Origin of the sequence: Exiguobacterium sp. Leaf187 (assembly GCF_001423925.1) — a bacterium.
Lineage (GTDB): Bacteria > Bacillota > Bacilli > Exiguobacteriales > Exiguobacteriaceae > Exiguobacterium_A > Exiguobacterium_A indicum.
Map to the genome: position 1 here is coordinate 92,860 of NZ_LMPR01000004.1, position 10,007 is coordinate 102,866.

Consider the following 10,007-nt stretch of genomic DNA (forward strand, 5'->3'; position numbering starts at 1 on the left):
AAGTATGTAGAGTAGGGAAGACCCTACTCTTATATTACTCAAAGAATGGTTTGTATTGACGACGATCGTGCATGACAGACAACCATTGGACAGTCGAGAATTCCTCAAGCACCCATTCACCGTTAAAGCGACCGAGTCCTGAATCTTTTTCACCGCCGAATGGCATATGCGGCTCATCATTGACTGATTGGTCGTTGATGTGAATCATACCTGTCTCGACTTCAAGCGCAAAGGCAGTCGCGCGTTCGATAGAAGAACCATGGACAGCGCCACTCAATCCGTATGGAAGTGAGTTTGCGATTTCGAGTGCCTCTTCATCCGTATCGAACGGGATGATGACAGCAACTGGTCCAAAGATTTCATTTTTAGCAAGTGGCATATCGTTCGTAACACCCGTGACGACAGTAGGTGCGATGACATTATCTTTTGCTTCGCCGCCGACACGAACGGTTGCACCCGCAGCTTTTGTTTTCTCGAGATCTTCAAGAATCCGTTCAACTTGTGATTGGTTGATGAGTGGTCCGACTTGTGTCCGATCATGTGATGGATCACCGTATTGTAGCTCTTTTACACGAGCGACGTATTTTTCGACGAATTCATCATGTATCGAAGAAGCGACGAGAATTCGGTTCGTCGACATACAAATTTGACCTTGGTGATAGAACTTGCTGTAGACAGCAGATTCGACCGCACGATCGAGATCAGCATCATCAAGTACGACGAAGACGTTGTTTCCGCCAAGTTCAAGCGCTGTTTTCTTTAGATGTTTACCAGCAAGTTCACCGATATGACGACCTACTTCAGTTGATCCTGTGAATGAAATCAAACGTGGTACAGGATGTTCGACGATAGCATCACCGATTTCTGAACCGCGACCGACGATGACATTCAAGACACCTTTTGGCAATCCAGCTTTTTCAAACAGACTAGCAAAAATCAATCCGCCTGAAACAGGTGTGTCCGTAGCTGGTTTGACAACGACTGCGTTCCCGATGGCAATAGCAGTAGCGATCGACCGTACAGCTAAGTGGAACGGGAAGTTCCATGGACTGATGACACCGATGACGCCAAGTGCTTTACGGTAGATCCGGTTTTCTTTACCTGGTACGACCGATGGACGAATTTCACCGTGCATCCGAAGTGGGAATGTCGCAGCTTCCTTGACGATCAAGACAGAAGCAAGGAATTCGCCTTCCGCTTTAATACGTGTACTTCCTGACTCTTTAATCAACCATTCGATGATCGTTTCTTTCTCCTCGTACAAGACTTTCAAGAAGTTTTCGATCAAGCCTTGGCGTTTTAAGGCAGGAACTTTCGCCCAGTCTTTTTGAGCGACTTGAGCCGCTTCATATGCGTCATCTAAATCTTGTTGATTCGCTGCAGAGATTGTAAAGAGCTCTTCACCCGTGAAAGGATTCGTGTTCGTCATGTTGCTGTCACTTGCGCCTGTGCGCCACTGACCGTCAATATAAATTTTCGTGAAATCTGTATGCAATGTAGCTTCGTTTTGTTGAGCCATATCATTTCATCTCCCATTCGTTTTCATAACAATTAAGTTATTCACGTTATGAAAAGAAGTAAAACACATCCGTGCACTTCGACCAAATATATTGCTCAAAGTCAGTCAGTCAGATGGGTTTTAAAGCGCTTTAAATCAGGAAATCAATCAGTATAGTGCTATAAAAAGGAGGAATTTTATTTTGAAGAAGCTGAAAGTCCTGTCTCGAGAAATCAATTGGTGGTGGCCATTGTTATATGGTCTCATTGGGATTGGTTTGACGGGAATCGTGACGTGGTTAGATGTGTATATATCAGACTGGTTTCCAAAAGAGTGGCAAACGACACTTGGCTTAGCGCAGACAATCCATAGTTCGGTCTTTACCGGACTGCTCGCCATGATGACATTCACGTTCTCGACCATCCTGGTTGTATTGACGACCTATTCATCACAATTCTCACCTCGGACATTGCCTAATTTCATCGAGAATCGACAGGTGCAACACATCTTTGGCATATTCATTGGAGCGGTCAGTTACTCGATGACGATGCTCTTTTTCCTTCGTCCGGCTTTGAAGACGAGTGTCGTCGCTTCAACAGTAGCGGTTCTCGTCGTGTTGATATCGATCGTGGCATTCGTCGCATTCATTCATATCGTCAGCCAGTCGATTCGCGTGACGACATTACTGGATCGATTACACGAAGAAGGGAACGAATTATTGAAACGGCAAGTCGAACATCTAGAATCGGGAGAACAAAAGATTACTGAAAGAAAGATGACGACAAATTATCCACATCTTATTCAGGCAACTCGAACCGGATATATTCAAGCAGTCGATTATGATGCTTTTGATCAGAAAGACCGCGTGTATATTGATCGAACGGTCGGCTCATTCGTAACAGAGGGAGAAGCCATCGGACGGGCGACTTGCCGGGATATCAATGAAAGTATCTTAATTGGACCGACGAAATCTTCAGAACAGGATTTTGCATTTGTTCTTGAAAAATTAAGTGAAGTTGCTTTACGTGCGATTTCTCCAGGAATCAATGATCCGAATACAGCGAGACATGCGGTTCGGATCATTGGTGACTTAATGCGACAGTATGCCGTAATACCAGATGGTGTACTAGTTGTTGGAAAGGACCAGCAACATATCGTCGTCAGGGAAACCTACCAACAATTGTTGTACACGACGTTTTATCAACTCCGACATTACGGAGCAGAGGATATTTCAGTTCTCGCGACGATGCTCGAGTCGCTTGGAACGATGAAGCGACAAGCCTTACCTGCTCACTATGAAACGATTCAACGATTCATTCCATACATCTATTCGGAAGTACATTTTGAAACAATGAACGACTGGGATCGTGATTTTTTACAAAATCAAATCCATCGGGCGTTGAATGAAACTTTTGTCTCCCCTTCGACGTAAAAAGGGCAAGAGAATCAAAAGAAGGGAGGAATAGAAAGTGACAATCTTGTTATGGAGTCTGATCGTCGTCTGTTTTCTAGTCGCTTTTGCAGGTCTCGTGTATCCGATCATCCCAAGTGCGCCGATTTTAGTAGTTGGTTTTTTGATTTATGGATTCGGATTCGGGTTCTCTGAACTATCGATTAGTTTTTGGGTGATTCAAGCGATTTTCATCATTCTCTTATTTACGCTCGATTATCTCGTCAGCGCCTACACCGTCGATCGACGAGGAGGCTCACAAGCGGCTAAGATTGCAACGACAGTCGGATTGATTGCGGGACCGTTTATTTTGCCAGGTATCGGATTATTAATTTTCCCGTTTGTCTTTGCCATCTTGACGGAAAAAATCATTAGTAAAAAAACATGGCAAACCTCGGTTTCAGTTGGGATCGGAACAGTCCTTGGTATCTTATCAAGTGCCTTATTAAAGGGAATCGCGATGTTACTCATGATCGTAATCTTTATTCTCTATGTCGTCTGACGGTCTGAAATGATGTCTTCAAGTACACATTTTATGAAAGTTCCGTTATAGTATGAATATGAAAAAGTAGGGAAGCTTTGAAAGTCTGAAGCTTCTTTTTGCTGTAAACCACCAGATGCCTCGGCATCTGGCTTTATATTAATGGAGGTGAATCCCCTTTCTTCGGGGAAACGATTGGACAGTACACACTCAATGGAGACATTCGACACGACGACGATCATCATTCGGCTACTCGTCATTGCACTACTCATCGTCTTAACCGCTTTTTTTGTAGCTGCCGAATTTTCGGTCGTCAAAATGCGAATGTCTCGAATCGATCAGTTGATTACAGAAGGAAGCAAGACTGCGAAAGTGGCGAAGAGGCTACTTGAGAATTTGGATTATTATTTATCGGCCTGTCAACTTGGAATTACCGTGACAGCGCTTGGTCTCGGGTGGTTAGGAGAATCAACGGTAGGTGCGATTCTCGGTATGTTGTTCGAAGAGATTGACATTCCGAACTCCGTCTCGACGATCATTTCGTTCGTTCTTGCATTCTCGATTGTAACGTTTCTTCATGTCGTGCTTGGAGAACTTGCTCCAAAATCTTTAGCGATTCAAAAAACGGAAGCGATCACGATGTTACTCGCGCCACCACTATATTGGTTCGGTAAAATCATGAAACCTTTCATCTGGACATTGAACGGTTCAGCACGAATCATTCTTCGGTTGTTTGGCGTCGAGCCAGCGGGACACGAAGAAGTCCATTCTGAAGAAGAGATTAAAATCATCATGACACAGAGTTATAAGAGTGGAGAAATCAACCAGACTGAGCTTTCCTACATGCAGAACATCTTCTCGTTCGATGAGCGGATCGCGAAAGACATCATGTTACCGCGGACGGACTTAATCACGATTTCGAACGATGCATCGATGGAGGACATCATTCGCCTCGTTGAAGAGTATCAGTTCACACGTTACCCAGTAGCGGAAGAAGGAGATAAGGATAAAATCCTTGGCTTCATCAATGCGAAACAATTATTTACGGATCATATGGCGAATAAAGGAAAAGCATTAAGCTATTACATCCACAACTTGCCGATTGTATCCGAATATTCGCCGCTTCAAGATGCCATGCTGAAAATGCAGGTGGAACGGACACCGATGGCACTCGTCATCGATGAATACGGTGGTACGGCTGGTGTCATCACGATGGAAGACATCTTGGAAGAAATCGTCGGAGAAATCCGAGATGAATTCGATAAAGATGAGAAAGCAGATATCGAACAAATTCATGAGCGATTATACCGCATCTCAGGCCGTGTCTTGATTGATGACCTAAATGAACGCTTTAACTTAGGAATCGAAGAAGAAGACATCGATACGATTGGTGGCTGGGTCATGGCACAGGATACGGAAGTGTCGAGTGGTCAAGAATTCCGCTATCAGGAATACACGATCAAAGTCATGGAAGTCGATAATCATCAAGTGAAATCGATTTATCTTCAATTGCCTGATCAAGAAGAAACTGCAACAGAAGAGATTGGATAAGAAATAGAATGTGCAAGACGATGAACTTCGAGTTCATCGTCTTTTTTTGTCTACTTAAAAAATGATTAGCTAAGGTGATAGACACATCTTGTGTTTATCTCCCTCAGTGACGGGTATTACTGTCTATGTGGCAAAAAAAGCATTTTTTAATTCAACAGGAAAAGGGGTTTTCTATCATGTCAAACGTCATTCTTACTTCACGTGCATCTGCAGTCGGTGGTCGCGACGGGAAAGTCGCTTCAGACGATAACGTCATTAATCTCGATTTAGTCATGCCAGGAACAAAAGGCAAAGAAGACATTCCGACATCAAACCCGGAACAGTTATTCGCAGCAGGATATGCCGCTTGTTTTGATGGTGCCTATAACTTAATGGCGCGCCAAGCAAAAAAACGAGTCGAGACGCGGACGAATTCAGAAGTCAGCCTCTTACAGGATGAAGCGGATAACGGTGTAAAAATTGCAGCGAAACTCGTCGTCGAGGTCGTTGGCGTATCGCAGGAAGAAGCCGAAGACTTACTAGAGAAGACACACAATTTCTGCCCGTACTCAAAAGCGACACGTGGCAACATTGATGTTGATCTTTCTGTTAAAGTCGTCGATTCACTATAAGCATAATCGACGAATCATAAGGAGGGTTTTCCATGGCACCGAAAGAAACCGATCGTCCAAATGAAGAGTTTGAAGATGAACGGGATCGTCTGTCGGATAAAGAACGGAAACTGACAGAGGAGCAACAAAAGGAAATCCTAAAAGGAAAAGACGAAATGCCAGATGATACGGTTTCTCCACGAGATCGCGGAGAAGATCCGATTTAAATCAAACAACTTGGGGGATGAATCACATGTCTAAAAAAGTAGCAGTCGTACTCGCCGATCATTTTGAAGATGTAGAATTCACAGGACCGGTTGATGCATTAAAAGAAGCAGGGCACGAGATCACTGTCATTGGTGCTAAAAAAGGTGCAGAACTCGTCGGCAAACAGGAAGAGGCAAAAGTAAATGTTGATCTCTCGATTGATGAGACTTCAGCAGCAGACTACGATGCTCTCCTGATTCCAGGCGGTTTTTCACCAGATTTACTTCGAGAAGACGAGCGTTTTGTCTCATTCGTCGAAGAATTCGATATGTCGAAAAAACCAATTTTCTCGATCTGCCATGGACCACAATTGATGATTAATGCAAAAATCGTCAAAGGAAGAAAAATGACAGGTTATAAATCAATTCGAATTGATTTAGAAAATGCTGGTGTGGACTTTGCAGATGAAGAAGTCATCGTCGACGATAATTTCGTCTCAAGTCGTCAACCAGATGACATTCCTGCGTTCAATCGGGAAATTGTAGCTAAACTCGGCTAATACCATGAAACGAAAAATCAGCACTGCGCTATCGCAGTGCTGATTTTTTATAGATTTTCTGGATAATCACAGAGTTCTGTAATGACGCCGTGTGAATGCCGGGGATTCATATAAATCAGTCGTCGCCCGAACGGCGTCGTTCGATACGTATCTTCTAAAAATGTTAATCCTTGTTGTTTTGCTTCTTCAATCGCTTGATCTAAATCCTCTACACGATAAGCAATGTGATGGACACCTTTCCCGCGTTGTTTCAAAAAACGTGCGATTGGACTATCCGGACTTGTTGGCGTTAACAACTCGATGTGCGCATCATCGAACTCGATGACCGCAATATTGGAAGCGACACCTGGCGCAGGATTCGAGTACTCTTTTGTTAAGGTTCCTCCAAGTACGTTTGTATAAAATGAAATGGCTTCCTGCATGTCGCGAACGGCAATTCCAGTGTGGTCTAATTTCATATGACATCCTCCTTCTGTTCGCTTCAGTTTCCCAAAAACACTCCAAAGTTGCAACGATGAGTTACCTTCCAAATGTTTCTATTACATAGAAGAGGAAAGATTTATTTAAATTGAAATATCACTGAAATATTATGGAAGAGGAATGAATGCTATAATCAAAAACGTTCTTATAAAAAAGAAAAAAGATTACAGAATTTAAATTTAACTTAAATATTCTACGATAAATCATAAAACATATACTACAGAAAAAGAGGGAATACTACATGAAAAAAACGTTCGCGTCGCTCATCGTTTCCGCACTGGTTCTTTCATCAGCACCTCATTTTGCAGCAGCAGACGATTTAAGTGAACAGAAAGCCAAAAACGAACAACAGCAACAAGACAATGCTAAAAAGCAAAAAAACTTAGAGTCTTCTGTTAATCAAGAAGGTAAAAAAATCTCTAAAACACAACAAGAAGTCAATCGACTAGACGAAGCGTTGAACGAAAAAATCTTTGCTGTCGAAACAAAAGATCGTCAAATCAAAGCAACAGAACGTGAAATCGTTGAGCTTGGAAAAGAAATCGAGAAATATAAAGCGAAACTAAAACGCCAAGAAAAACTACTCGGTGATCGTCTTCGTGTCATGCAAGAGAATGATGGAAACTCAATTAAATGGGAAGAAGTCATCTTTGGCGCTAAAAACGTTGGTGACCTCGTAAGCCGTGTCATGGCAGGGAAATCCATTTCAAAACAAGATGATAAAATGATCACGGATTACCAAAATACGCAAAAACAATTAGCGGATGCGCAACAAAAAGTAAAAGAAAAGAAAGCGCAGTTGGTCGTTGAGAAAAAAGAATTAAAACGTCAACAAGCGGATCTTGAATCACAATTAAAAGAGCGGAACAAACGCTTAAAAGAACTACGTAAGAAAAAAGAAAAGTTCGAAACACAATTGATGGATGCAAAAGAAGTCCAGCAAATTTTGATCGCTCAAGAAAAAGCGATTGCAGCTGAAAAAGCAGCGCGTGAACGTGAAGCACGAATCGAAAAAGAACGTCAAGCTCAAGCGGCACGTGAAGCAAAAGCACGAGCAGAAGCTGAAGCAGCTCAAGCAGCAGCTCAAAAAGAAGCGGAACAACAAGCCGCTAAAGAAGCAGCAGCTCAGCAAGCAGCACAAGAGAAGGCAGCGCAATCAGCAAAACCTTCTGGTTCGACGAAACAATCGGCACCAAAACCATCTACACCAGCACCAACTGCGCCAGCACCGTCAGCTCCTGCGACACCTAAACCGTCACCATCATCAGGCGGACTCTTCATTCATCCAACTGCTGGTGCTGTGACACAAGGGTATGGTTCTGCAGGCGGAGAAAACGGTTATACGTTCCATAACGGGATTGACTTCGGTGGTCCAGTTGGCACGCCGATCGTTGCAGCTGCAACTGGTACAGTCATTACAGCATCAGGTGGCGGCCCTTACGGAAATCACATCATGATTGCTCACCAATTGAACGGGAAGACATATACGACAGTCTATGCACATATGAGTTCATTGAACGCTAGTGCAGGTCAACGCGTCAGCCAAGGTCAACAAATCGGTACACGTGGTAGCACAGGAAACTCAACAGGTCCACACTTGCACTTCGAAATTCACGTTGGTGGATACAGCTACAGTGCAACAGGTCCAGCTAACTCAGTAAATCCAATGACTATGTTTTAAACAGTGAAGAATCGTTGCATATGCAACGATTCTTTTTTTTATATTTGATAAGAAATATATATATTACAAAAAAACGTTTTCACTTGAAATGTAAATGAAATTTTTTTGAAACGATTAGGGTGCTATAATCTATTTCAGATATGAGAGAAACTTGAATACTATAATAAAAAATGAAAATACATAAGTGAGGAAAACGATATATGCTAAAAAAACTAATTTCTACCATTGTTTTAGGGGCATTACTTACAACAGGTACACAACCGATCGCGGCAGCAACGATTAAAGAAAAAAAGGCAGAAAATGCCGCTGAACAACGTAAATTAGAAAAAGAGATTAAAAAGCAAGAAGCTAAAATTTCAAAAGAACAACGTCAAATCAATCGAATCGACGCAGCGATTAACGAAAAGATTTTCCAAGTTTCCGAAAAAAATAAACAAATTAAACAGTTAAGCAATCGAATCGATGAGTTAAAGGCAGACATCGTTCGTTACGAGGAGATGCTACAGAAGCAGGAAGAACTTCTCGGTGATCGTTTACGTGTTTTCCAAGAAAACGATGGAAACTCGATTAAGTGGGAAGAAGTCATTTTTGGATCAAAGGATTTAGGTGATTTATTCAGCCGAGTCATGGCGGGTAAAAAGATTGCTGAACAAGATGATAAAATGATTTCAGATTACATCGCGACACAAAAAAAATTAGCAGAAGCAAAACAAGCACTCGTTGAGAAAAAAGCGGAGCAAATGCAAGAAAAGAAAGTATTGCTTGAACAAAAAAAAGCGTTGAAAGCTCAAATGAAAGAGCGTAGTGCTACACTCAAAAAATTACGAAAAGGGAAGACGAAGTTTACGACAGAACTGTTAGACGCAAAAGAACTGCAAGCGACTCTCGAAGCGCAAGAACGTGCGATTGCGGCAGCGAAGGCAGCGGCTAAAGCAGCGGCTGAAAAAGCAGCAGCAGAGAAAGCGGCAGCTGAAAAAGCTGCTAAAGCAAGTGCTCAAGCAGCAAAACAAGCCAATAAGAATACAGAATCAACAAGTTCAGATACAACACCAATCGCTTCAGGTGGTGGGAAATTTGTCCGACCATCTTCTGGTGGGGTATCACAAGGGTTCGGACCAGCTAGTGGAGCAAACGGTTATACATTCCATAATGGCGTCGATTTCAAAGGTCCCGTCGGATCTCCGATCGTCGCAGCAGCAGCCGGAACCGTCATTACAGCATCAGGTGGTGGACCTTACGGAAACCACGTCATGATTTCGCATTTCTTGGATGGAAAAGTCTATACGACGGTTTACGCTCATATGAGCTCATTATCTGTTCATGCAGGACAAACGGTCTCTCAAGGTCAGCAAGTCGGAACACTTGGTAGTACAGGAAATTCAACAGGACCACACTTACATTTCGAACTACATGTCGGAGGTTATCAATATAGTGCTTCTTCTCCTCTGAATGCAGTGAATCCATTGGCATATCTGTAATCAAAAAACGGGCTTCGGCTCGTTTTTTTTTT

General features: G+C 42.7%; 10 protein-coding genes. 8 read left to right on the forward strand and 2 right to left on the reverse strand.

Features of this window, described 5'->3' with window-relative positions; translation table 11 throughout:
- Window positions 1–34: 34 nt before the first annotated feature.
- Window positions 35–1,519, reverse strand: a complete 1,485-nt coding sequence (locus tag ASF99_RS01350) for an aldehyde dehydrogenase family protein (protein ID WP_023467170.1) — start codon at window positions 1,517–1,519, stop codon at window positions 35–37.
- 181 nt (window positions 1,520–1,700) lie between these two features.
- On the opposite strand from ASF99_RS01350, the gene ASF99_RS01355 reads away from it, so the two are divergent.
- The 6 genes from ASF99_RS01355 to ASF99_RS01375 all read left to right on the forward strand — a co-directional run bounded on the left by ASF99_RS01355 (window position 1,701) and on the right by ASF99_RS01375 (window position 6,336).
- A complete protein-coding gene (locus ASF99_RS01355; RefSeq protein ID WP_055966638.1) occupies window positions 1,701–2,930 on the forward strand; it encodes a DUF2254 domain-containing protein in 1,230 nt (409 codons plus the stop codon).
- Window positions 2,931–2,967: 37 nt separating this feature from the next.
- A complete protein-coding gene (locus tag ASF99_RS01360; RefSeq protein ID WP_023467174.1) occupies window positions 2,968–3,450 on the forward strand; it encodes a DUF456 domain-containing protein in 483 nt (160 codons plus the stop codon).
- Window positions 3,451–3,642: 192 nt separating this feature from the next.
- Window positions 3,643–4,980, forward strand: a complete 1,338-nt coding sequence (locus ASF99_RS01365; protein ID WP_023467176.1) for a hemolysin family protein — start codon at window positions 3,643–3,645, stop codon at window positions 4,978–4,980.
- A 176-nt stretch (window positions 4,981–5,156) separates the two neighbouring features.
- Window positions 5,157–5,591 carry an organic hydroperoxide resistance protein gene (locus ASF99_RS01370; RefSeq protein WP_023467178.1) on the forward strand — a complete coding sequence of 145 codons (435 nt, stop codon included), beginning with the start codon at window positions 5,157–5,159 and terminating at the stop codon, window positions 5,589–5,591.
- Between the two features lie 32 nt (window positions 5,592–5,623).
- Window positions 5,624–5,797 carry a hypothetical protein gene (locus ASF99_RS17400; RefSeq protein ID WP_023467179.1) on the forward strand — a complete coding sequence of 58 codons (174 nt, stop codon included), beginning with the start codon at window positions 5,624–5,626 and terminating at the stop codon, window positions 5,795–5,797.
- Window positions 5,798–5,823: 26 nt separating this feature from the next.
- The gene (locus ASF99_RS01375) at window positions 5,824–6,336 is read left to right on the forward strand and encodes a type 1 glutamine amidotransferase domain-containing protein (protein ID WP_055966641.1); all 513 of its coding nucleotides are present in this window, start codon (window positions 5,824–5,826) and stop codon (window positions 6,334–6,336) included.
- A 47-nt stretch (window positions 6,337–6,383) separates the two neighbouring features.
- Here the strand turns inward: ASF99_RS01375 and mce are convergent, their stop codons facing one another.
- Window positions 6,384–6,794 carry a methylmalonyl-CoA epimerase gene (gene mce / locus ASF99_RS01380; RefSeq protein ID WP_050678094.1) on the reverse strand — a complete coding sequence of 137 codons (411 nt, stop codon included), beginning with the start codon at window positions 6,792–6,794 and terminating at the stop codon, window positions 6,384–6,386.
- 263 nt (window positions 6,795–7,057) lie between these two features.
- On the opposite strand from mce, the gene ASF99_RS01385 reads away from it, so the two are divergent.
- Window positions 7,058–8,497, forward strand: coding sequence for a murein hydrolase activator EnvC family protein (locus ASF99_RS01385; protein WP_023467184.1), 1,440 nt, complete (start codon window positions 7,058–7,060; stop codon window positions 8,495–8,497).
- A gap of 200 nt (window positions 8,498–8,697) precedes the next feature.
- A complete protein-coding gene (locus tag ASF99_RS01390; protein WP_023467186.1) occupies window positions 8,698–9,975 on the forward strand; it encodes a murein hydrolase activator EnvC family protein in 1,278 nt (425 codons plus the stop codon).
- The last annotated feature ends 32 nt before the right edge of the window (window positions 9,976–10,007 follow it).

Coding starts and splice junctions, on each gene's coding strand:
- ASF99_RS01390 (WP_023467186.1), top strand. CDS start 8,698: ATGCTAAAAAAACTAATTTCTACCATTGTTTTAGGGGCATTACTTACA.
- ASF99_RS01385 (WP_023467184.1), top strand. CDS start 7,058: ATGAAAAAAACGTTCGCGTCGCTCATCGTTTCCGCACTGGTTCTTTCA.
- mce (WP_050678094.1), bottom strand. CDS start 6,794: ATGAAATTAGACCACACTGGAATTGCCGTTCGCGACATGCAGGAAGCC.
- ASF99_RS17400 (WP_023467179.1), top strand. CDS start 5,624: ATGGCACCGAAAGAAACCGATCGTCCAAATGAAGAGTTTGAAGATGAA.
- ASF99_RS01370 (WP_023467178.1), top strand. CDS start 5,157: ATGTCAAACGTCATTCTTACTTCACGTGCATCTGCAGTCGGTGGTCGC.
- ASF99_RS01350 (WP_023467170.1), bottom strand. CDS start 1,519: ATGGCTCAACAAAACGAAGCTACATTGCATACAGATTTCACGAAAATT.
- ASF99_RS01375 (WP_055966641.1), top strand. CDS start 5,824: ATGTCTAAAAAAGTAGCAGTCGTACTCGCCGATCATTTTGAAGATGTA.
- ASF99_RS01365 (WP_023467176.1), top strand. CDS start 3,643: ATGGAGACATTCGACACGACGACGATCATCATTCGGCTACTCGTCATT.